This window comes from Pseudomonas sp. SCPG-7 (assembly GCF_002156405.1).
GTDB lineage: Bacteria > Pseudomonadota > Gammaproteobacteria > Pseudomonadales > Pseudomonadaceae > Aquipseudomonas > Aquipseudomonas parakoreensis.
The window spans coordinates 1-21,927 of the sequence record NZ_MVOO01000030.1 but is presented as its reverse complement, the minus strand read 5'-3'; the positions used below and the strand labels follow the sequence as shown (position 1 = coordinate 21,927).

The 21,927-nt window shown below is 63.1% G+C and carries 17 protein-coding genes; 15 read left to right on the top strand and 2 right to left on the bottom strand.

Features of this window, described 5'->3' with window-relative positions; genetic code table 11:
• The first annotated feature begins 253 nt into the window (after positions 1 to 253).
• The 12 genes from B1722_RS27735 to B1722_RS27680 all read left to right on the top strand — a co-directional run bounded on the left by B1722_RS27735 (position 254) and on the right by B1722_RS27680 (position 14,236).
• Positions 254 to 1,150: a TauD/TfdA family dioxygenase gene (locus B1722_RS27735; protein ID WP_086794974.1), complete on the top strand. Its 897-nt coding sequence runs from the start codon at positions 254 to 256 to the stop codon at positions 1,148 to 1,150.
• A gap of 18 nt (positions 1,151 to 1,168) precedes the next feature.
• Positions 1,169 to 2,194, top strand: a complete 1,026-nt coding sequence (locus tag B1722_RS27730) for an ABC transporter substrate-binding protein (protein ID WP_086794973.1) — start codon at positions 1,169 to 1,171, stop codon at positions 2,192 to 2,194.
• A 5-nt stretch (positions 2,195 to 2,199) separates the two neighbouring features.
• The gene (locus B1722_RS27725; protein ID WP_041070929.1) at positions 2,200 to 3,060 is read left to right on the top strand and encodes an ABC transporter ATP-binding protein; all 861 of its coding nucleotides are present in this window, start codon (positions 2,200 to 2,202) and stop codon (positions 3,058 to 3,060) included.
• 20 nt (positions 3,061 to 3,080) lie between these two features.
• A complete protein-coding gene (locus tag B1722_RS27720) occupies positions 3,081 to 3,947 on the top strand; it encodes an ABC transporter permease (RefSeq protein WP_086794972.1) in 867 nt (288 codons plus the stop codon).
• A gap of 193 nt (positions 3,948 to 4,140) precedes the next feature.
• Positions 4,141 to 5,058 (top strand): LysR family transcriptional regulator, encoded by a 918-nt coding sequence (locus B1722_RS27715; RefSeq protein WP_041070933.1) that lies wholly within the window; start codon positions 4,141 to 4,143, stop codon positions 5,056 to 5,058.
• A 189-nt stretch (positions 5,059 to 5,247) separates the two neighbouring features.
• A complete protein-coding gene (locus tag B1722_RS27710) occupies positions 5,248 to 6,786 on the top strand; it encodes an MFS transporter (protein WP_041070934.1) in 1,539 nt (512 codons plus the stop codon).
• A gap of 26 nt (positions 6,787 to 6,812) precedes the next feature.
• The gene (locus B1722_RS27705) at positions 6,813 to 7,883 is read left to right on the top strand and encodes an HlyD family secretion protein (protein WP_086794971.1); all 1,071 of its coding nucleotides are present in this window, start codon (positions 6,813 to 6,815) and stop codon (positions 7,881 to 7,883) included.
• Positions 7,880 to 9,454 carry an efflux transporter outer membrane subunit gene (locus B1722_RS27700; protein WP_174377069.1) on the top strand — a complete coding sequence of 525 codons (1,575 nt, stop codon included), beginning with the start codon at positions 7,880 to 7,882 and terminating at the stop codon, positions 9,452 to 9,454. Before B1722_RS27705 ends, B1722_RS27700 begins: the two co-directional genes overlap by 4 nt.
• 83 nt (positions 9,455 to 9,537) lie before the next feature.
• Positions 9,538 to 10,317, top strand: coding sequence for an efflux RND transporter periplasmic adaptor subunit (locus tag B1722_RS27695; protein WP_041070939.1), 780 nt, complete (start codon positions 9,538 to 9,540; stop codon positions 10,315 to 10,317).
• Positions 10,314 to 11,633, top strand: coding sequence for an efflux RND transporter periplasmic adaptor subunit (locus B1722_RS27690; RefSeq protein ID WP_086794970.1), 1,320 nt, complete (start codon positions 10,314 to 10,316; stop codon positions 11,631 to 11,633). The genes B1722_RS27695 and B1722_RS27690 overlap by 4 nt, the downstream gene beginning before the upstream one ends.
• Complete coding sequence (locus B1722_RS27685; RefSeq protein ID WP_086794969.1) at positions 11,634 to 13,730, top strand: biotin/lipoyl-binding protein; 2,097 nt, start codon at positions 11,634 to 11,636, stop codon at positions 13,728 to 13,730. It begins immediately after the preceding gene.
• A gap of 11 nt (positions 13,731 to 13,741) precedes the next feature.
• The gene (locus B1722_RS27680) at positions 13,742 to 14,236 is read left to right on the top strand and encodes a GNAT family N-acetyltransferase (RefSeq protein WP_041070948.1); all 495 of its coding nucleotides are present in this window, start codon (positions 13,742 to 13,744) and stop codon (positions 14,234 to 14,236) included.
• Positions 14,237 to 14,245: 9 nt separating this feature from the next.
• On the opposite strand, the gene B1722_RS27675 is transcribed toward B1722_RS27680, so the two are convergent.
• On the bottom strand, positions 14,246 to 14,557 hold the full coding sequence (locus B1722_RS27675) for a hypothetical protein (RefSeq protein ID WP_041070951.1): 312 nt from the start codon (positions 14,555 to 14,557) through the stop codon (positions 14,246 to 14,248).
• Positions 14,558 to 14,613: 56 nt separating this feature from the next.
• Positions 14,614 to 15,201 (bottom strand): phage tail protein, encoded by a 588-nt coding sequence (locus B1722_RS27670; RefSeq protein ID WP_041070954.1) that lies wholly within the window; start codon positions 15,199 to 15,201, stop codon positions 14,614 to 14,616.
• Between the two features lie 241 nt (positions 15,202 to 15,442).
• Here B1722_RS27670 and B1722_RS27665 point away from each other — a divergent pair, with 241 nt between their 5' ends.
• From B1722_RS27665 to B1722_RS27655, 3 genes are all read left to right on the top strand, one after another.
• Entirely contained in the window at positions 15,443 to 17,038 is a 1,596-nt protein-coding gene (locus B1722_RS27665; RefSeq protein ID WP_086794968.1) for a glycosyltransferase family 39 protein, read from the top strand.
• A 138-nt stretch (positions 17,039 to 17,176) separates the two neighbouring features.
• Positions 17,177 to 18,022, top strand: a complete 846-nt coding sequence (locus B1722_RS27660) for a sulfotransferase (protein ID WP_041070960.1) — start codon at positions 17,177 to 17,179, stop codon at positions 18,020 to 18,022.
• A gap of 53 nt (positions 18,023 to 18,075) precedes the next feature.
• Positions 18,076 to 21,927, top strand: a 3,852-nt coding sequence (locus tag B1722_RS27655) for an Ig-like domain-containing protein (protein WP_140396052.1), incomplete at its 3' end; no start/stop codon positions are given.

The following is a 21,927-nucleotide window of genomic DNA, read 5'->3' as shown; positions in this document are numbered from 1 at the left end:
CGCCAGTAAAGTTGCCCCATTACGCCTAGAAGTGACACAAATCGTCACTCACCATCCCGTCCATTCCTCACCATCCGCCATATCGTTATTCATTAACGGTATTTAATTTCCAGTTCTTATAGCTTTAAAGTCACCCACCTGCGTACCTGCCGACCAATCGGCGCGCCGCACGACCTGAACCGACACGCAATCCAGCGTGAGTGTCTGATCGACGTGCGCGCCTGTGAGCGCGCCGTGCGTGGGAGATTGAAAGATGTCCGCAGCTACTGCCACCCCAAGCGCCGCGACTGCCGCGCCGCAAAGCTTTGAAATCCGTCCGTTCAGCGGTGCCGTCGGTGCCGAGATCATCGGCCTGGACCTGACCCGGCCGGTCAACGATCAGGACTTCGCCCGCATTCATCGCGCGCATCTGGATCACCATGTCGTGGTGTTCCGCGACCAGCGCATCACCCCGCAACAGCAGATCGATTTCAGCCGCCTCTTCGGCGTGCTGCAGATCCACGTGCTCAAGCAGTTCCTGCTGGCCAATCACCCGGAAATCCTCATCGTTTCCAACATCGTCGAGAACGGCCAGAACATCGGCCTCGGCGATGCCGGCAAGTTCTGGCATTCGGATCTTTCCTATAAGGAGCTGCCGAGCCTTGGCTCGATGCTGCACGCCCAGGAGTTGCCGTCCGAGGGCGGCGACACCCTGTTTGCCGACATGCACAAAGCCTGGGACAGCCTGCCCGAGGCCCTGCGCAAAGCCGTGGAAGGCCGCTCGGCCGCGCATTCCTACACCGCGCGCTACAGCGAAACAAAATTCGAAGGCAACTGGCGTCCGACCCTGACCCCGGAACAGCTGGCGCAGGTCGCCGAAGTGGTACACCCGATCGTTCGCACTCACCCGGAAAACGGCCGCAAGGCGTTGTTCGTCAGCGAGGGCTTCACCACCCGCATCGTCGGCCTGCCGGAAGACGAGAGCAAACAACTGCTGGCCGAGCTCTACGCCCACAGCGTGCTGCCGCAAAACATCTACCGCCATCAGTGGCAGCCCCACGACATGGTGTTCTGGGACAACCGTTCGCTGATCCACCTTGCCGCGGGCTGCCCCGCGCACCTGCGCCGCAAGCTGTATCGCACGACCATCCAGGGCGACGCGCCTTTCTGATTTGCCGGAGATTCGATCATGTCCAAACGTCTTCCATTTGCACCGCTGGCGGCGGCCATCGGCCTGGGTTTCAGCCTGCTTGCCGGTAGCCTGGTGGTGCCAACCGTGGCCCACGCCGAAGGTGAAATCCGCATCGCCGAACAGTTCGGGATTGTCTATTTATTGCTCAACGTGGTGCGCGATCAGGGCCTGATCGAGAAGTACGGCAAGCAGGAAGGTCTCGACATCAAGGTCGACTGGACGCAGCTCTCGGGCGGCGCGGCGGTCAACGATGCGCTGTTGTCGGGTTCTATCGACATTGCCGGCGCCGGCGTCGGCCCGCTGCTGACCATCTGGGATCGCACCCACGGCAAGCAGAACGTCAAGGCAGTCGCCTCGCTCGGCAACTTCCCGTACTACCTGGTCAGCAACAATCCCAAGGTCAAAACCATTGCCGACTTCACCGAGAAGGACCGCATTGCGGTGCCGGCGGTGGGCGTGTCGGTGCAGTCGCGCTTCCTGCAATTCGCCGCGGCCAAACAATGGGGAGACAAGGAATTCAATCGCCTCGACAAGTACACCATCGCCGTGCCGCACCCGGATGCGACCGCTGCGCTGATTGCCGGCGGCACCGAGCTGACCGGGCATTTCTCCAACCCGCCGTTCCAGGATCAGGCGCTGCAGAATTCCAACGTGCACGTGGTGCTCAACTCCTACGACATCCTCGGCCCGAACTCGCCGACGGTGCTGTTTGCCACCGAGAAATTCCGCAACGAGAACCCGAAAACCTACAAGGCCTTCGTCGAAGCGCTGAGCGAAGCCGCGCAATTTGCGCAGAACGATAAGGGCGCGGCAGCGGACACCTACATCCGCGTGACCAAGGCCAAGATCGACCGCGCCGAGCTGCTGAAAATCATCGACAACCCGCAATTCGAATTCAGCGTCACGCCGAAAAATACCTATCCGCTGGCCGAATTCCTCTACCGCGTCGGCGCGATCAAGAACAAACCCGAGTCGTGGAAGGACTACTTCTTCCAGGACGCCAAACCGCTGCAGGGGAGCTGATCGAGATGAACGCCCCTTTGCAAGGCCACGCGGCCAGCAACCCGGTCGCCAGCACGCAAGCGCTGCTGGCGGTGGATAACGTCAGCCTCGAATACCGCACTCCGCAACGGGTGGTGCGGGCCACCCATCAGGTCAGCTTCGAAATCGATCCGGCGGACCGCTTTGTGCTGCTCGGCCCGTCCGGCTGCGGCAAGTCGACTTTGCTCAAGGCCGCTGCCGGTTTCATCGCACCGAGCGAAGGCGAGATTCGCCTGCAAGGTCAGCGGGTCGAGGGACCCGGTCCGGACCGGATCGTAGTGTTCCAGGAGTTCGATCAACTGCCGCCGTGGAAAACCGTGAAACAGAACGTGATGTTTCCGCTGCTGGCCTCACGAACCTTGAACAAAAAAGACGCTGAACAACGCGCGCTGCACTATCTGGAAAAAGTCGGACTGGCGGCGTTTGCCGACGCCTATCCTCACACCTTGTCCGGCGGCATGAAGGCGCGGGTGGCGATTGCCCGGGCGTTGGCGATGCAGCCGAAAATCCTTCTGATGGACGAGCCATTCGCCGCGCTGGATGCGCTGACCCGGCGCAAGATGCAGGAAGAATTGCTGCTGCTCTGGGAAGAAGTGCGCTTCACCTTGCTGTTCGTCACCCACTCGATTGAAGAGGCGCTGGTGGTCGGCAATCGCATCCTGCTGCTGTCGCCACATCCGGGGCGGGTACGCGCTGAGGTGCACAGCCATCAATACGATCTGCAAAGCCTCGGCGGCGTGGCGTTTCAGGAATCGGCACGGCGCATTCACCGCTTGCTGTTCGATGAAGGCCAGTCGCCGGAGACCGAGCGTGACCATGACTTCAACGACATTCGTATCGCTTATTGAGCGTTCTGGAGGATTGCCCGATGAGCCAACCATCGTCTGTACGACAAGAGTTTGAAACCGTCCTTGAACCATTGACCAGCGTGCCGCTTGAGCGCGAATTGCCGTTGGCGCAGCGCCTGTGGCAACAGGGCTGGCTGCGTAAGAGTGTGATCCTGATTCTGCTGGCGATCCTCTGGGAAGTGATCGCCCGGGTGCAGAACAACGACCTGCTGCTGCCGAGCGTTCTGCAGACCGGCCACGCGCTGTACGACGGCCTGCTCAGCGGCGAGCTGCTGGGCAAGGTGTGGATATCGCTGGTGGTGCTGATCAAGGGCTATCTGATCGGCATCGTCCTGGCATTCGCCCTGACCACACTGGCGGTGTCGACCCAGTTTGGTCGGGATCTGCTGAGCACCCTGACCTCGATGTTCAACCCGCTGCCGGCGATTGCCTTGCTGCCGCTGGCACTACTTTGGTTTGGACTGGGGCAGAACAGCCTGATTTTCGTGCTGGTGCATTCGGTGCTGTGGGCGCTGGCGTTGAACACCTACGCAGGCTTTCTCGGCGTCTCGGAAACCCTGCGCATGGCCGGGCGTAACTACGGGCTGAAGGGCATGCGTTTTGTGCTGTTCATCCTGATCCCGGCAGCGCTGCCGTCGATCCTCGCCGGGCTGAAAATCGGCTGGGCGTTTGCCTGGCGCACGCTGATCGCCGCCGAGCTGGTGTTCGGCGCCACCAGCGGCAAGGGCGGGTTAGGCTGGTACATCTTCCAGAACCGCAATGAGCTGTACACCGACAAGGTGTTTGCCGGATTGGCGGTGGTGATCCTGATCGGGTTGCTGGTGGAGAATCTGGTGTTCGACACGCTGGAGCGGGTCACTGTAAAACGCTGGGGCATGCAGCGCTGATGTGTATTGACTGAGCTGGCCCCATCGCTGGCAAGCCAGCTCCCTCAGGGATTGTGGCGTTCACTCATTCTGTGACCGCCGAAAATCCTGTGGGACCCGGCTTGCCAGCGATGGCGTGCTTATAGCCGCCAACTTGAGGGATGTTTGCTAGCATTGCACCCGGATCAATTCAGATCAGCCATGAGTGCTCTGCATGCAACTCCCGGACATGAACCTCCTGGTCGCCCTCGACGCTCTGCTCGACGAGGGCAGTGTGGTTGGCGCCGCGCGGCGGATGAACCTCAGCCCTGCCGCCATGAGCCGCACCCTGACGCGTATTCGCGAAGCCATTGGCGATCCGATCCTGGTGCGCGCCGGCCGTGGCCTGGTGCCTACGCCCAAAGCCCTTGAGCTGCGCGAGCAGGTGCGCGATGTGGTCGAGCAGGCGGCGCTGCTGTTTCGCTCCGCCGACAGCGTGGATTTGGGTACCTTGCGGCGGCGTTTCAGCATCCGCGCCAACGACTTTTTCATCGGCGTATATGGCGGCAAGCTGTTCGACACTCTCGACCAGCAGGCGCCGCACTGCGAATTGCGCTTCGTTCCCGAAGGCGATGGCGACGACGAAGCGCTGCGTGAAGGACGGATTGATCTGAGTGTCAGCAACACCCGTCCGGTGACCCCGGAAGTCAAAGTGCAGAACCTGTTTTCCACGCATTTCGTCGGTCTGGTACGTGAGGATCATCCACTGCTCGACGGCGAAATCACCGCCGAGCGCTATGCCGGTTATTCGCATATCAGCATGTCGCGCCGTGGCATTGCTCGCGGCCCCATCGACACTGCGTTGAACGCCTTGGGCCTGGAGCGGCGGGTGGCGGTGATTGCACCAAGCTTCCACGCGGCGATGTTTGCCTTGCCCGATTCCGACCTGATCCTGCCGGTGCCCAAGGAAGCGTTGCTCAGCGTGCGCCGACTGGGCCTGAAGCTGCGCTCGTTCAATCTGCCGATCCCGTTGCCGACGCTGATGCTGACCCAGGCCTGGCACCCGCGCTTCGACAAGGACCCGGCACACCGCTGGCTGCGCGAAACGCTCAAGGCGTGTTGCGACGAAACCTGGCTGGCCGCGCAGCCCTGAAGGGCCAAAAGATCGCAGCCTTCGGCAGCTCCTACAGGGAAGCGCAGTCCGTAGGAGCTGCCGAAGGCTGCGATCTTTTGCTTTAAACAATTGTGTCTGACGCACTTATAACCTGCCGATAAGTCAATTTTCGTCAGCAATAAGCCTTACTAAAATGCTCCGGTATTTTTCCCTCCGGAGTGTGTATTCATGACATCCCTGACCGTCCCGGCGCCCGTCGCTGCGGCCAGTCCGGCGACGGCGGCCACGCCACCGGTCTTCGGCGCGCGGATCATCACTGGTCTGGTCGGCGTGCTGCTGGCGGTGCTGGTCTCGGGCCTCAACGAGATGGTGACCAAAGTCGCTTTGGCCGACATCCGTGGTGCGCTGAACATCGGTTACGACGAAGGCACCTGGCTGGTGTCCTGCTACGCCGCGACTTCGGTGGCGGCGATGGCGTTTGCGCCGTGGTGCTCGGTGACGTTTTCCCTGCGCCGCTTCACCCTCTGCGCGATCAGCCTGTTCACGCTGCTCGGCGTGCTGTGCCCGTTTGCCCCGAACTACGAAAGCCTGCTGCTGATGCGCACCTTGCAAGGCCTGGCGGGCGGCGCGTTGCCGCCGATGCTGATGACCGTCGCCCTGCGCTTTCTGCCGGCCAATTTCAAACTTTATGGCCTGGCCGGCTATGCGCTGACGGCGACGTTCGGCCCGGGTCTTGGCACGCCGCTGGCCGGGTTGTGGAGCGAGTACGTCGGCTGGCAATGGACGTTCTGGCAAATCATCGTGCCGTGTCTGATTGCCATGGCGATGGTGGCCTGGGGCATTCCGCAGGATCCGCTGCGCCTGGAGCGCCTCAAGACGTTCAACTGGAAAGGCCTGCTGCTGGGTTTTCCGGCGATCTGCATGCTGGTGATTGGCTTGCTCCAGGGCAATCGGCTGGACTGGTTCGAGTCGAGCCTGATCTGCGCATTGCTCGGCGCCGGCGCGCTGTTGCTGCTGGCGTTTCTGATCCATGAATGGTCGCAGCCGATTCCGTTTTTCAAGCTGCAGATGCTCGGAATTCGCAACCTGGCGTTCGCACTGATGACCCTGGCCGGGGTGCTGGTGGTATTGCAGGCGGTGGTGCTGATTCCGTCGAGCTATCTCGCGCAGGTGCAGGGTTATCGCCCGGTGCAGACCGCGCCGATCATGTTGATCGCGGCGTTGCCGCAGTTGATTGCGCTGCCGCTGGTGGCGGCTTTGTGCAACCTGCGCTGGGTCGACTGTCGCTGGGTGCTGGGCATCGGTTTGAGCATGCTCACGCTGTCCTGTCTGGGCGGGTCGCTGCTGACTTCGGAGTGGATCCGCGACAATTTCTACGTCCTGCAATGGTTGCAGATTTTCGGTCAGCCGATGTCGGTGCTGCCGCTGTTGATGCTCTCCACCGGCAGCATCCAGCCGCAGGACGGCCCGTTCGCTTCGGCGTGGTTCAACACGGTGAAAGGCCTCGCGGCGGTGATCGCCACCGGCGTCATCGAGGCGCTGACCACCGCGCGCCTGCATTTTCACTCGACCATGTTGATCGACAACCTCGGTAATTCACCGTTGGCCGATCGCAGCGATCCGGGCCTTGCCCATCGCCTGCACGAACAGGCCGTGGTGCTGACGTCCTCTGATCTCTATGTGTGCATGGCCGGCGTCGCGGTGGCGCTGATCCTGCTGATTTTCTGGCTGCCGACGCGGATTTTTCCGCCGCGCGCGCCGACCTGATTGCTTCACAGATACCGAAGGTTTTTATGACGACTCAAGCAAAGCAAAAACTCGCGGTGGCCGTGGCCGCCGCACTGGCGGTCGGCGTGTTGCTGTCCCTGGCGGTGCCGGGACTGTTCGGCAAGCGCACCCAGCAAAACACCAACGACGCGTTCGTTTCCGCTGACTACACGTTAGTGGTGCCGCGCGTGGCCGGGTTCATCAAGGAAGTGCTGGTGGAAGACAACCAGCAGGTCAAGGCCGGGCAATTGCTGGCGTTGATCGATGATCGCGATTTGCGCGCCGCCGCTGAAGCGGCCGATGCGCAAACCCTGGTCGCCCGGGCTCAGCTGCAAAACGCCAAGGCGACGCTGGAGCGGCAGACCTCGGTGATTGCTCAGGCGCAGGCCTCGGTGGTCTCGGCCAAGGCAGAAATGGCCTTCGCCCAGCAAGAGCTCAATCGCTACAACCACCTCGCTGGCGTCGGCGCCGGCACGGTGCAGAACGCGCAACAGGCGCGTACGCGCATCGATCAGGCGAGCGCACGGCTCGATACGGCCAGCGCGAAGCTCGCGGCTGAACGCAAGCAGGTGGAGATTCTCACGGCGCAACGCGATGCCGCCGAAGGGAATCTGAAGCATGCGCAAGCGGCACTGGAAATTGCCAGTTTCGAGCTGTCGTATACGCGCATCACTGCGCCGCAGGACGGCATGGTCGGCGAGCGTGCGGTGCGCGTCGGAGCCTATGTCACGCCGGGCAGCAAGCTGCTGGCGGTGGTGCCGTTGCAGCAGGCGTATGTGGTTGCCAACTTCCAGGAAACCCAACTTACCGACGTGCAGCCGGGGCAGCACGTACAGGTACGCGTCGACAGCCTCGGCGGCGAGGCCTTGAACGGTCGCGTCGAAAGCATCGCCCCGGCGACCGGCGTGACATTCGCCGCGGTGAAACCGGATAACGCCACGGGCAACTTCACCAAAGTCGTGCAGCGGATTCCGGTGAAAATCGTGCTTGAGCCGGGTCAGCCGTTTGCCGAGCGTTTGCGTGTGGGCATGTCGGTGGAGGCGAGTATCGACACTCGCCGTTCGGCGCCGGCGGAACGCGAGGTGACTCAGCGATGATTTTTGTTGAATCGGCTGGCGACATCGCTGGCAAGCCAGCTCCCACAGAGGGTGTGCAGACTGGCCGGGATTCTCACTCCAAACAGAGTTCTCTGTGGGAGCTGGCTTGCCAGCGAAGAGGCCCGTGGCAGCAACTCACCTTAAGTGCCTTGCTTACCCTTGGCCTCAGCGCCTGCACCGTCGGCCCGGACTTCCACAAGCCCGAAGCCACACAGATCACCGACTGGGCCAAACCCGCCAAGTCCGCCCCCAGCCAGGCGGTCAGCGAACCGCTGAACGAACGCTGGTGGGAGGTTTTCCACGACCCGCAACTCTCAGCCCTGACCCAGCGGGCGATGAACAGCAACCTTGATCTGCAACTGGCCGGCAGCCGCTTGCAACAAAGCCGTGCCGCGCGCCAGGTGATCACCGCGGATCGCTACCCGAACACCGCCGCTACCGGCAGCTACGCGCGCAAACGCAACAGCGGCGAAGGCCTGAATGACCCGTCCGGGCACAACGGCGATTCCGCCTTCAACCTGTGGGACGCCGGTTTCTCCGCCTCGTGGGAACTGGATGTCTGGGGCCGCGTGCGCCGCGAGACCGAGGCTGCCGATGCCACCCTCGACGTCGCCGAAAACGATCGGCGCGGCGTGCTGCTCGCGGTCCTCGCCGACACCGCACAGAACTACATCCAGCTGCGCGGCGTGCAGAACACCCGCGCGGTCACCGAGCAGAACCTCGATGTCGCCCGGCACAGCCTCAAGCTGTCGCAACTGCGCCTGAACGACGGTGTGGCGACCGATCTGGACGTCGCTGAAGCCGCCGCTCAGGTCGCGGCCATCGAATCGCGTCTGCCAGCGCTTGAACAACGCCAGTCGCAACTGATCAACGCGATCAGTCTGTTGATGGGCGAGCCACCGCAAGCGCTGGCCAAAGAGTTATCCACAGACGCTGCCGTGCCGCAGTCACCGCTGCAAGTCGCCATCGGCCTGCCGTCGCAACTGGCCGAACGCCGACCGGACATCCGCCAGGCCGAGGCGCGCCTGCACGCCGCCACTGCCAACATCGGCGTGGCCAAAGGCGACTTCTATCCGCGCATCACCCTGTCCGGCAATCTCGGCTCGCAGGCAATGCAACTGAGCGATTTCGGTTCCTGGGGCTCGCGAGCTTTTGGTATCGGCCCGCAATTCAGCCTGCCGCTGTTCGACGGCGGCCGCCTGCGCGGCGTGCTGCAACTGCGCGAAGCCCAGCAACAGGAAGCGGCCATCGCCTATCAGCAGACCGTGCTGCGCGCCTGGCATGAAATCGACGATCAACTGACCGCCTACAACGCCAGCCAACGCCGCCGCGACAGCCTCGCCGAAGCCGTGCGGCAGAACCAGATCGCCCTGCGCACCGCGCAACAGCAATACGTCGAAGGCGTGGTCGATTTCGTCAACGTCCTTACCGTGCAAGGCGCGTTGCTGGCCAGTCAGGAGCAGTGGGTGGAGAGTTCGACGGGTGTGTCGTTGGCGATGGTCGGGTTATACAAGGCGTTGGGTGGGGGATGGGAGTCGGTGTATCCGGTGGGGGAGATGGCGCAGCGTTGATTCTCACACCCGAATGATGGCCTTTCGCTTGACGCTATTCCCCGCTGTCGTAGACTCCGCTCATCCGTCAGGGAGTAGCGGTTATGCAGCGTTTGCGCGGTTGGGTTATCGGATTGACCTTTGTTACGTGTGCAGTTCAGGCGCAAACGCCCGGGCCAGACGATCCGCTGCTGGATAACGCAGCGCCTGTGACAGCCACGGCGAGCAGTGAGGCGCGGGGTGTGTTGCGCGCTCGGGATCAGGCGACGCTGGCCAGTGAGTTGTCCGGGCGGATTGTCGAGTTGCCGTTCAGCGAGGGCGAGTCGTTCAAGAAGGGCGATGTGCTGGCGAAGTTCGATTGCTCGGCGTATCAGGCGCAGCTCAATGCCGCCCAGGCCGCCAGTCGCGGTGCCGGTGAGGAGCTGGCGCACAATCGGCAACTGGCGGCGCTCAATTCCGTCGGGCGTTTCGAAGTGGCGCGGGCCGAGGCCAAGGTCAGCGAGACCCAGGCGCAATCTCAGGTTTATCAGGTTCAGGTCAAACGCTGCAGCGTGGTTGCACCGTTCGACGGGCAAGTGGTCGAGCGCAAGGTACAACGCTACGAAAGTGTGCCGGCCGGCGCGCCACTGCTCGATGTCGTCGACAACCGTACCCTGGAAATTCACCTGCTGGTGCCCTCACGCTGGATGGCCAGACTCAAGCCAGGCCAGACCTTCAGTTTCGTTCCCGATGAGACTGGCCAGCCCATCGACGCCACGGTCAAACGACTCGGTGCGCGGATTGACGAAGGCAGTCAGACCCTGTTGCTGGTCGCCACACTTCCCGAAGCCAAGGGCTTGCTCGCCGGCATGAGCGGCACGGCGCATTTTGCGGAGCTTAAATGAACGCCCCGGTGGCCGGCGGCGCCGAACAGGTGTTTGCGCGGTTTCTGGATCTCGAACGACAGACACGCGCTGCTCGCGATGCCTCGCAACTGGCCTATAGCCTGGTCAACGACGGCCAGGCGCTGTTCGGGTATCGCCATGCGGCATTACTGATCGCTGGCAAGGTACAGGCGGTGACTGGCGTCAGTACGGTCGAGCCGAATGCACCGTTTGTGGCATTCGTCGAGCAGGCGGTGGCGCAGTTGTTCAAGCAGGATGGATTGAAGATTGCGCGGGTCATCACGCCTGAGCGGGTGGGCGAAGCGATTCAGGCTGACTGGCGCAGTCTGTCTGCCGCTCAGGTGTTCTGGCTGCCACTGATCGACCGCGAGGGAGAGGTGTTCGGCGGTTTGTGGCTGGCCCGCGACGTGCCGTGGAATCCTTCCGAACAAGTTCTGTTGTCACAACTGGGCGACACCTACAGCCATGCGTGGCTGGCGCTGCAGCCGCGCAAACCGTGGCGGTTGCGCTGGACGCGCAAGCGTCAGGTGGCGCTGGTGGCGGTGCTGTTGCTCGGGTTGTTGATCCCGGTGCGCCAGTCAGTGCTGGCCCCGGCCGAGGTGGTGCCGCAGGGCGGGCGCGTGGTGGCGGCGCCGCTGGACGGGGTGATCGCCGAGTTTCTGGTCAAGCCCAATCAACCGGTGAAAACCGGCGACCTGCTGCTGCGGTTTGAAAGCACCACCCTCAAGGCCCAGGCCGATGTGGCCGAGCGTGCCTTGGGCGTGGCGGAAGCAGAGCTGAAATCCAACTCGCAACGTTCATTTGCCGATGCCGAGTCCAGTGCCAGGGTCGATTTGCTCGCCGCCCGCGCCGAGCAAAAACGCGCCGAGCGCGATTACGCCCGCGAGTTGCTGGCGCGCAGCGAAGTGCGCGCCGAGCGTGACGGCATTGCAGTGTTCGCCGATGCCGAACGCCTGACCGGCAGACCGGTGCAGACCGGCGAGCGCTTGATGGAAATCGCCGACCCGAATCAGGCCGAACTGCGCATCGAACTGGCGGTGGGCGACGCGATTGCGCTGGAACCGGGCGCCGATATTGCGTTGTTCCTCGACAGCGATCCGCTGCAACGCCACACCGCCAGACTTGAGCGTTCGGCCTATGAAGCGCAGCCCACGGCCGGCGGCCAACTGGCGTATCGACTGGATGCGAATTTTACCGAGGCACCGCCGCGCATCGGCCTGCGCGGTACGGCCAAGATATTCGGCGACCGCGCGCCGCTGGCCTTGTACCTGCTGCGCCGCCCGCTCGCCGGTCTGCGCCAGAGCGTGGGCCTGTAAATGAATCTGCCGAGCCTGCGTGCCGACCTGCAACTGTCGCCCGCGGCGCCGGCACTGGACGGTTCACCGCGCTGGACCCTGGCCGATCCGGTGCGCGGTCGGTATTTCAAACTCGGTGCGGCGGCGATGCGTCTGTTGCGCCACTGGTCGCTGGGCGATCCCGAGCAAGTGCTGCGCGCCGCCAACCGCGAACCGGGCTTGCCGCTGGACGGTGTCGAGTTGGAGCAACTGCTGACATTTCTGCGCGGGCATGACCTGATCAGCGCCCTCGACGATCAGCAGCGTGCCAGTTACTCGCTCAAGGCCCTCGCGCAACGGCAGAGCGTGTGGAAAATCCTGCTTCACCAATATCTGTTTTTTCGCATTCCATTGTGGCGCCCGGACGCTTTTCTCAATCGCGCGTGGCCGTGGCTGGAGCGCTTCGGACCTCGACTGTTGCGCGTCGGTCTGCCGGTAACGCTGGCGCTCGGGGTGTTTCTGGTTTCGCGGGACTGGCAGCGCTTTGTCGGCACCTTTCCGCACCTGTTCAGCCTCGGTGGGGCGCTCTCGTTTGGTGTGGCGCTGTTCTTCGCCAAGCTCTGTCACGAGTTTGGCCACGCATTCATGGCCAAGCGCGCCGGCTGTCGGGTGCAGAGCATGGGCGTGGCGTTCATGGTGCTCCTGCCGATGTTCTACACCGATGTCAGCGATGCCTGGCGGGTCAATGATCGGCGTGCGCGGCTGCTGATCGGTGCCGGCGGGGTGCTGGCGGAGTTGTTGCTGGCGTGCATCGCGTTGCTGGTCTGGTCGCTATTGCCCGACGGCCCGGCTCGAACAGCGGCGTTCATGCTCGCCAGTGCGACCTGGATCACCACGCTGGTGGTCAATCTCAACCCGTTCATGCGTTTCGATGGTTACTTTTTGCTCAGCGACTTGTGGGAGGTCGACAACCTGCAGGGCCGGGCCTTTGCCCTGTGTCGCTGGCGGTTGCGCGAATTTTTGTTCGGCTATGGTGCTCCGGCGCCGGAGCCTTGGTCGCCGAAGATGCAACGGCGTTTGCTGATCTGGGGGTATGGCTCGTGGTTATGGCGTGCGGCGTTGTTTTTCGGGATCGCGCTGGCGGTCTATCACCTGTTTTTCAAAGTGTTGGGGATCTTCCTCATGCTGGTGGAACTGGTGTGGTTCATCTTTCTGCCGATCATGAATGAGTGGCGTCAGTGGTGGAGCCGCCGCGAACAGGCCCACGGTGCGCGTGTGCTGCTGAGCAGTCTCGCTGTGCTTGGTCTGCTGCTGGTGCTGATCGTGCCGTGGCGCAGCGCGGTGGAACTGCCGACGATGCTTGAGGGCGGTCGGGCCAGTGCGTTGCATGCGCCCGTGGCGGCGCGGGTCAAAACAGTCAAGGTCACGGACGGGCAGACGGTCGCTCAGGGTGATGTGTTGATCGAACTGGAGTCGCCGGACCTCGATTCGCAGCAGGCCATCGTCCGTCGGGAAATCCAGATCCAGCAATTGCTGATGCGCCGACAGGCCGGTCGCAGTGAAACCGCGGCCGACGCCAGTATCATCGAGCAACGCCTCGCCGAAGCCGTGGCGCAATACCGTGGCCTGAGCGCTCGGCGCGAACGCCTGCTGCTGCGCGCGCCCCATGCCGGCACTGTGCGTGATGTGCTGCCAAATCTGACGCCGGGGCGCTGGCTGTCGAGCAAGGATGCGCTGGCGCGGGTGGTCGAGGACGGTTCGCGCCTGCGCGGCTATATCGCCGAAGCCGAGTTGTGGCGGGTCCAGCCGGGTGCGACCGGGCGCTTCATCGCCGATGATCCGATGCATCCGGCGCTCGCCGTAAAACTGGATGAAATCGATACCAATGGAGTGGCCTATGTCGATCAGGAGGCGCTGACCTCCGATCATCACGGGCCGATTGCCGTGCGCCGCGATCAACTGCAACGAGCCGAGCCTGTACAAGCGCAATATGGCGCGCGATTGACTACGCTGGATCAGCCACCCACCCCGGTTCAACCATTGCGCGGTGTGGTGGTGCTGCAGGGCAGCGGCGAGTCGGTACTCGGCGTGGCCTGGCGCCGGCTGGCGGCGCTGGGGGTCAGGGAAAGCGGTTTCTAGGGAGCGTGAACATGGCGAGCAACGCAGATGTGGCGGCAGACGGATTGGTGGTGCGACCTTCGCGGGCCACCGACGAGCCGTTTTTGCACCGCCTCTATCAGTCGGCGCGCCCGGATCTGCAATGGATCGACGGCGAGCAGGAAGTGGTGCAGCAAGTGGTCGCCCAGCAATTTCAGGTGCAGGAACAGGGCGTGGGTGAAAACCATCCCAACGCCATGCACTACGTTGTGGAAAAACTTGGCACGGCCATCGGGGCGCTGAGCACCGACTTCGGCCCCAATGAAATCCGCGTGTTGTACATCGCCTTCATCCCTCAGGCGCGGGGCAAGGGTTACGGCCGCGCGGTGTTGCAAGGCGTGCAAAAGGCCGCGCAGCAGGTCCGCTGCCCGGTGGCAACGGTGGTCTGGGCCAACAACCCTCACGCGCGGCAACACTATCTGGCGTTGGGCTTTGCGGTAGAGGAGCACAACCCGGCGGCGGAGCGGCTGGTGTGGTATCCGCAGTGAGGCGGGACTTCAGTTGAAGGACATGCAGAAGTAACCCAGTTGCGGATCCCGCCCCATCGCCGGCACTCGTGACACGAAAATGTCTTCCACTCGCCCGAGTTCCGGCAGCTCCAGTGCGCACAGGCCGTCGACGAACCCGGTCGGCACCAGGCTGTTGAATTCGAGGCAGAACGGCATGCGCTCGCTGTAGCGGGTTTTCGCGGCGTGGACTTCGTTGAGGTACTCGATGTGGATCGGCAATGCCGTGCCATCTGGCAGGTGCAGCGTGCTTTGCTGTCCGAGCAACGGCTGGACGTGTTGGATCTGAACCGCTTGCAGCATGATCTGACTCCGTTGAAAAAAGAACGGCTGGGGGCCGTGAGGCCCCCGACGTTTGTTCAGTTGCGCGAAGGGAACAGCCCGTTCAGGGCAACGCTGAAGTTGACGACCAGAGAGGGGTTGACGATGGATAACGGCTGACTGCCGCCCGTGGAGGAAATGTCCCCGGTGACCGTGGTGGTCAGGCCTTTGATGGGAACCGGTGTGGCACCTTGGGCATCGGAATAGATGTTCGCCGAGCCAGGGCCGCCGCCGGACGCGCCGATGTACGAGTTGGTGGCGGTGGGTACGGTCGCCGGATTGCTTGCAGGCACCGCCAGTTGCAGGGCGGTGTTGGCGGAAAGGCCGGTCATCGCGTGGGTGTGGTTGGGCATGTTGGCGATCGTGGCCGTTACGTTTTCTGTGCCATACACCTGACCGATGACACGCGGCGTCAGCCCCTGTCCGTTACCCTGTGCCACCGGCACCCGACCTTGCAGGTTGGGCAACTGAAAATTGGTCGTGCCGTTGCCGCCGTAGTAGGTGCCCAGCAAGGCGAACAATGCCTGGTATTGCGAGATGCTCAGGATTTGTCCGTTGCACAAGGCCCAGCCACTGGGGGCGAAGTTGAAGGCGAACGGTTGAATCGTACCCATAAAGACTTCCATGGTTCCTCATCCTTCTGTTATGTGGTCGGCGCGCCGCGCGGTAGCCTAGTTGCAGGGCAGGTACACAGGCTGTGCTGACGCCTTGCATTTGCGCGGGCAGGTCACGCCAAGCCGTAGCGTAGACCCGGATCAGCGGACTTGCCGGACGTCGTCATGGCCGCGCGTCGACTTCGCCTCTGGCCTACAGTGTGCGCAATGAGTGATGCTGGTTGTGACTCGGTAAATCTGTAAGGGAAGGTTGATGGAAGCGCGTCGCGAGACTCCGCTGGGGGATACCCAGGACCCGTTTGCCGCACCGAATGCCGGTGTCCGGCGTCTATGGCGCTGGGCTCGCCAGCAGTGGCTGATACCGATTCTGTTGTTGGCGACGGTGGTGCGTTTTTATGACCTGACCGCTGCCGCGATCTGGGGCGACGAAGGCTCAAGCCTGCTGCTGGCGCGCTATTCGCTGACCGGTATTTGGCAGCACGCGGCGTTCGACGTGCATCCGCCGTTGTATTTCATGCTGCTGCATGGCTGGATCGGGTTGTTCGGTGAAGGCATCCTGTCGATTCGCAGCCTCAGCGCCGTGGCTGGCATCGCCACGGTCGGGCTGGGTGTCTGCCTGGTCGATCGCCTGGCCACCCGCCGCGCCGCGATCATTGCCGGGGTGCTGTTGGCGTTGCTGCCGACGGCGGTGCGCTACAGCCAGGAAGTGCGCATGTACTCGCTGCTCGGCTTGCTCTTGATCGGTTCCACACTGGCGCTGATCTGCTGGGTCAGGCGCTCGCAGGGCCGGCGGTATCTGCTGATCTATGCATTGCTGATGAGCGCGGCGTTGTACACCCACTACTTTGCAGTGCTGGCCGCGCTGAGCCATTGGCTGTATCTGGGGCTTATTCGCCTGCTGCCGGGTTATCGCCTGCGGCATATCCAGCGCAAGGACTGGTGGCTTGCCAATCTGGCCATCGTCGTGCTCTACCTGCCGTGGTTGCCGAACCTGCTTGATCTGACGCAACACATGGAAGAACTCAAGGTCGGTGGCGATGTGGGCTGGGAAGATCCGGTGACCCTGTCCTCACTGCCGTCGATGATCTGGCTCTGGTTGATCCAGGACGACGGCGAGCATCTGCCGATGTTGCTGTTCTGCGGGGTACCGCTGGCCTTGCTGGCGCTGGCGGGCGTGGCTGTGGCCCGCGACCGCAGCGTGAACCATGGCAGCGTCTTGCTGGCGCTTTACACCGGTATGCCGTTGTTGCTGGTGTTCGCGGTGTCCTTCATCAGCCCGGTGTTCATCGAGCGTTACCTGACAGCCTATGCGCTGGGGTTGCCGATGCTGGCGGCGCTGGCCATTGACCGGTTGTACCGCCGCGCTCGTGTGCTGGCGGTGGCGATCCTGGTGTCATGGGTCGGGGTTGAGTTGGTGGGGGTGAACACCAACGCCACGGTCGACCCGCACGATCAGTTCAACGTCATGGTCGATTACATCAACCGGCATTTCGTCAGCGGTGACCGGATCGTCACCAGCGACATGCTCTGGTACCTCAGTTACGTCTACTACAACCGCACTGACGCTCAGGTGCGTCTGTATACCCCACCCGCCGCCGATGGTCGTTCGACGCGCCCGAATCACTACGGTTTTGGCACCCTGGTGTCCGAGGAAGTCTATCTGGATCGACTCGGTGACCTGCCCAAGGGCAGTGCTCGCGTCTGGTTGATCGGCGATCTGGACGTGGACGTGCCTGATCCATTCCGACCCTTGCCGACGACCTGGCAGCTGCGTGATCAGACCCATGCCGGTGGCGCAAATGCGCGACTTTTTTCGTTGACCACTGATAACGGAACGACGGAGAAATGACTTAAACGCTTCACCATTTTTTTCGCGATTAAAACGGGCTTTCATAGTCCGTTTTGCTCTATTTTGATATCAAAACACTACTAGTCGAAAGGGTATTGTTGGACTACGCTCGTCGGACAAAAGGACTTACAAAGTAAGGTGAAGGGATTGCAGCAGTTCCACTTTATCTCCGGCTTGCCGCGCTCAGGTTCCACCCTGCTTTCTGCGATTCTTCTGCAGAACCCGCGCTTTCATGCCGGCATGACCAGCCCGGTCGGCGCGCTGTTCTCCGGTGTCCTTGAACAATGCAGCGCCGGCAGCGAATTCGGCGCGGTGATCGACACCGACATGCGCCGCCGCCTGCTGCGCGGACTGTTCGATGCCTACTACGCCGACAAGGCTGACAAACCGGTGGTGTTCGACACCAACCGGCAGTGGAGTTCGCGCCTGCCGGCCATCAGCGATCTGTTCCCCAAAGCCAAAGTCATTGCCTGCGTGCGCAACGTCGCCTGGGTGATGGACAGCCTGGAACGGTTGTACCGCGCCAATCCTTATGAAAACACCAAGTTGTTCGGCGATGCTGTCGAGCGCAACACCGTCTACAGCCGCTGCGAAACCCTGGCCCAGCGCAATCGTCTGGTCGGTTTTGCCTGGGCGGCACTCAAGGAAGCCTATTACGGCGAGCACGCCGATTCGCTGCTGATCGTCGATTACGACTTGTTGACCCAGGCCCCGGAGCGGGTGCTGCGGCTGGTCTACGACTTCATTGGCGAACCCTGGTTCGAGCACGATTTCGAACACCTGGCCTATGACGCGCCGGAGTTCGACCAGGCCCTGGGTGTGGCCGGCCTGCACAAGGTCAAACCCAAGGTCGCCCTGCAGTCCCGACGCACGATTCTGCCGCCGGACCTGTTCAAGCAATACGCCGATCTGTCCTTTTGGCTCGATGGCTCAGCCAGCGCTGCCAATGTGATTCGTATGAAGTCCGACGCCGCGATCAGTTGATCGCGGCGTTTTTCATTGATGCGTTTACAACTGTTCGAGTCCGGGTGAGCAACATGTGGTGGAGCAAGCAAAAGTCGCGGGTAACCGAAGGCCAACGGACGCTGGCTGCGCCGCTGATCATGTCGCTGGAACCGCGCATGCTGTTCGACGGCGCTGTCGCGGCCACCGTGGCCGATACCGCTGCGGCCCAGCCCGACAGCCACCCCACTGCCGATGCAGCGAAGGCGCCCACGGTCGATCATCCGTCGGTCAGCAAGGACACCCACGGCCAGGCCGATGCCACGCCGGCTGCCAGCCCTGTCGCCGTACCGGGCCAGAGCGTGGTGTTCGTCGATGCCCGGGTCAAGGATGCCGACAGCCTGCTCAAAGGCGTTGCTCCCGGCGCGCAGGTGGTCAAGCTCGATGCCAGCAAGGACGGCTTGCAGCAGATCGCTGATTACCTCGACCAGCATTCGGGTGTCAGCTCGGTGCAGATCATCGCTCACGGCAACGCCGGTGACCTGTGGCTCGGCAACAGTTACCTGTCGGCGGACAACGTCGCGCAACGCAGTGCGCTGCTGGCGGACATCGGCAAGGACATGAACGTTGGCGGCGACATCCTCATTTACGGCTGCTACACCGCCGAGGGCGACCGAGGCCTGAGCTTCGTTGACTCGCTGGCACAATTGACCGGCCGCGATGTAGCCGCCTCGAACAACCGCACCGGCGTGGGCGGCGACTGGGATCTGGAAATCGCCACGGGCAAGATCGAGAGCGCCAACGTGCTGTCGACCCTGTCGATGAGCGAGTATCAGTGGGGCCTCGCCACGTGGACCGCCACCAACAACGCGAACACCGGGGTCGGCTCGCTGCGCGCAGCGCTGGCGTCGGCGCAGAACGGCGACATCGTGACCTTCGGCACCAGCATGACGGTACAGCTCACCTCTGAGCTGCTGATCAACAAGAGCATCACCGTCGATGGCGACCTGAACAACGACGGCGTCGCGGACGTCACCCTCGATGGCCAGTACAAGACCCGAGTGGTAGAAATCACCTCCGGCAGCACCGTGACCCTCGATGGTCTGGTGATTACCCGGGGTCTGGTCTCTGGCAACGGCGGCAATGGCGGCTACGGGGCAACCGGCGCCATGGGCGGCGGGATTTTCAACGCCGGTATCCTCACGCTGAACAACGTTTCGGTCACCGGTAACGCGGCGGCCGGTGGTGGCGGTGGCGGTGGTGTCACGGCCGCCAACTACGGCGGCGGTGGTGGCGGTGGCGGCGGCCTTGGTGGTCAGGGCGGCGGCCATGGCGGTACGGCCGGACCGGGTACCGGAACGTTGGGCGGCCAGGCCGGCAGCGGTGGCGTGGGTGGCTATGGCGGAGGCTACGACGCCACGCACATGGGCGGACGCGGCGGCTCCACCGTCGGCGGTGCCGGTGGCGTGGGTGTGTCCTATTACAGCAACGGCGGCAATGGCGGCACGGCCAACAACGGCACGATTTCCATCGGCGGCGGCGGTGGCGGCTCCGGTTGGGACAAGGTTGGCGGCGTCGGCGGCAATGCGGCCGGCGGGATTTACAACGCCTCGACCGGTACGTTGAAAATCGTCGGCACCTCGGTCATCAGCAATAACATCGGCGCGGGCGGCGGTGGCGGCGGCGGTAGCGGCCAGGGCAGCAACAACCTGAACGGCGGCGACGGCGGACGGGGTGTCGGTGCGATCTGGAACCAGGGCGGCACGGTCCTGATCACCGCCGCCAACTTCAGCGCCATCAGCGGTAACGCGGCTGGCAGCGGCTCCGGTGGTACAGAGCTGGGCGGCGGCGTGACGGGCTCTGTACCGTTGGCCTTCGCGGCGATCTACAACAACGGCGGTACGCTCAACACTGCTTATGTTGAGCCACCGACCGCGACCATCGTGATGGCCGACACGGCGTTGAAAATCGGCGAAACCTCGCTGGTGACCATTACCTTCAGCCGGGCGGTGAGCGGTTTCACCAACGCCGACCTGACCATTGCCAACGGCACGCTGACAGCGGTCAGCAGCAGCGACGGCGGCCTGACCTGGACCGCGACGTTCACTCCGACCAACAACATCACCGACGCGACCAACCTGATCACCCTCGACAACACCGGGGTGACCGCGATCAGCGACGGCGTGGCGGGCGTCGGCACCACCAGCTCCGTCAATTACGCGATCGATACCGCGCGCCCGACCGTGACCATCGTGATGTCCGATACGGCGTTGAAGATCGGCGATACCTCGCTGGTGACTTTCACGTTCAGTGAAGCCGTGACCGGTTTCACCAACGCCGACCTGACCATCGCCAACGGCACGCTGAGCGCGGTGAGCAGCAGTGACGGCGGTATCACCTGGACCGGGACCTTCACTCCGACCGCCAGCATCACCGACCCCACCAACCTGATCACCCTGGACAACACCGGTATCGCCGACCTCGCTGGCAACGCCGGCAGCGGCACGACGGATTCGGCCAACTACGTGATCGATACCGTGCGGCCGACGGCGACCATTGTGGTGGCCGACACCAACTTGGCGGTCGGTGAAACCTCGCTGGTGACCATCACCTTCAGCGAAGCGGTCAGCGGCTTCACCACCGCCGACCTCACCGTGGCCAACGGCAGCCTGAGCGGCCTGAGCAGCAGTGACGGCGGCATCACCTGGACCGCCACGCTCACCCCGACCAGCAACATCACCGACACCACCAACCTGATCACCCTGGATAACACCGGGGTCGTCGATCTGGCCGGCAATGCCGGCACTGGCACCACCAATTCCAATAACTACGCCATCGACACCGCGCGTCCCACCGCGACCATCGTGGTCGCAGACACCGCGCTGAAAATCGGCGAAACCTCGCTGGTGACCATTACCTTCAGCGAAGCCGTGACCGGCTTCACCAACGCCGACCTGACGATTGCCAACGGCACCTTGACGGCGGTCAGCAGCAGCGACGGCGGCATTACCTGGACGGCGACCTTCACGCCGACCGCCAGCATCACCGACGCGACCAACCTGATCACCCTGAACAACACCGGCATCGCGGATCTGAACGGCAACGCCGGCAGCGGGACCACCGACTCCAACAACTACGCCATCGATACCGTGCGCCCGACCGCGACCATCGTGGTGGCCGACAACAACCTGCGGATCGGTGAAACCTCGCTGGTGACCATCACCTTCAGCGAAGCGGTGACCGGTTTCACCAACGCCGACCTGACCATCGCCAACGGTACGCTGAGTGCGGTGAGCAGCAGCGACGGCGGCATCACCTGGACCGCGACGTTCACGCCGAGTGCCAGCGTCACCGACACCACCAACCTGATTACCCTGGACAACACGGGTATCGCCGACCTGGCGGGCAATGCCGGCAGCGGCACCACCGACTCCAACAACTACGCCATCGACACCCAGCGCCCGACCGCCACCATCGTGGTTGCCGACAGCACCCTCACGGCCGGCGAAACGACGCTGGTGACTTTCACCTTCAGTGAAGCGGTGACCGGTTTCAGCAACGCCGACATTGTGATTGCCAACGGCACCCTGACGGCGGTGAGCAGCAGCGATGGCGGCATCACCTGGACGGCGACGTTCACGCCGAACGTGGGCGTCAACGACGCGACCAACCTGATCACGCTGGCCAACACCGGCATCGCGGACCTCGCGGGTAACGCCGGTAGCGGCACCACCAACTCCAACAATTACACCATCGACACCGTGGTGCCGACCGCGACCATCATCGTGTCCGACCCCAGCCTGAAAGTCGGCGAGTCCTCGCTGGTGACCATCACCTTCAGCGAAGCAGTGACCGGTTTCACCAATGCCGACCTGACCATCGCCAACGGTACGTTGAGCGCGGTCAGCAGCAGCGACGGCGGCATCACCTGGACGGCCACGTTCACG

What these genes read in the sequence shown, in the direction of transcription:
- B1722_RS27735 (WP_086794974.1), top strand. Translation starts at nt 254, where the DNA reads ATGTCCGCAGCTACTGCCACCCCAAGCGCCGCGACTGCCGCGCCGCAA.
- B1722_RS27730 (WP_086794973.1), top strand. Translation starts at nt 1,169, where the DNA reads ATGTCCAAACGTCTTCCATTTGCACCGCTGGCGGCGGCCATCGGCCTG.
- B1722_RS27725 (WP_041070929.1), top strand. Translation starts at nt 2,200, where the DNA reads ATGAACGCCCCTTTGCAAGGCCACGCGGCCAGCAACCCGGTCGCCAGC.
- B1722_RS27720 (WP_086794972.1), top strand. Translation starts at nt 3,081, where the DNA reads ATGAGCCAACCATCGTCTGTACGACAAGAGTTTGAAACCGTCCTTGAA.
- B1722_RS27715 (WP_041070933.1), top strand. Translation starts at nt 4,141, where the DNA reads ATGCAACTCCCGGACATGAACCTCCTGGTCGCCCTCGACGCTCTGCTC.
- B1722_RS27710 (WP_041070934.1), top strand. Translation starts at nt 5,248, where the DNA reads ATGACATCCCTGACCGTCCCGGCGCCCGTCGCTGCGGCCAGTCCGGCG.
- B1722_RS27705 (WP_086794971.1), top strand. Translation starts at nt 6,813, where the DNA reads ATGACGACTCAAGCAAAGCAAAAACTCGCGGTGGCCGTGGCCGCCGCA.
- B1722_RS27700 (WP_174377069.1), top strand. Translation starts at nt 7,880, where the DNA reads ATGATTTTTGTTGAATCGGCTGGCGACATCGCTGGCAAGCCAGCTCCC.
- B1722_RS27695 (WP_041070939.1), top strand. Translation starts at nt 9,538, where the DNA reads ATGCAGCGTTTGCGCGGTTGGGTTATCGGATTGACCTTTGTTACGTGT.
- B1722_RS27690 (WP_086794970.1), top strand. Translation starts at nt 10,314, where the DNA reads ATGAACGCCCCGGTGGCCGGCGGCGCCGAACAGGTGTTTGCGCGGTTT.
- B1722_RS27685 (WP_086794969.1), top strand. Translation starts at nt 11,634, where the DNA reads ATGAATCTGCCGAGCCTGCGTGCCGACCTGCAACTGTCGCCCGCGGCG.
- B1722_RS27680 (WP_041070948.1), top strand. Translation starts at nt 13,742, where the DNA reads ATGGCGAGCAACGCAGATGTGGCGGCAGACGGATTGGTGGTGCGACCT.
- B1722_RS27675 (WP_041070951.1), bottom strand. Translation starts at nt 14,557, where the DNA reads ATGCTGCAAGCGGTTCAGATCCAACACGTCCAGCCGTTGCTCGGACAG.
- B1722_RS27670 (WP_041070954.1), bottom strand. Translation starts at nt 15,201, where the DNA reads ATGGAAGTCTTTATGGGTACGATTCAACCGTTCGCCTTCAACTTCGCC.
- B1722_RS27665 (WP_086794968.1), top strand. Translation starts at nt 15,443, where the DNA reads ATGGAAGCGCGTCGCGAGACTCCGCTGGGGGATACCCAGGACCCGTTT.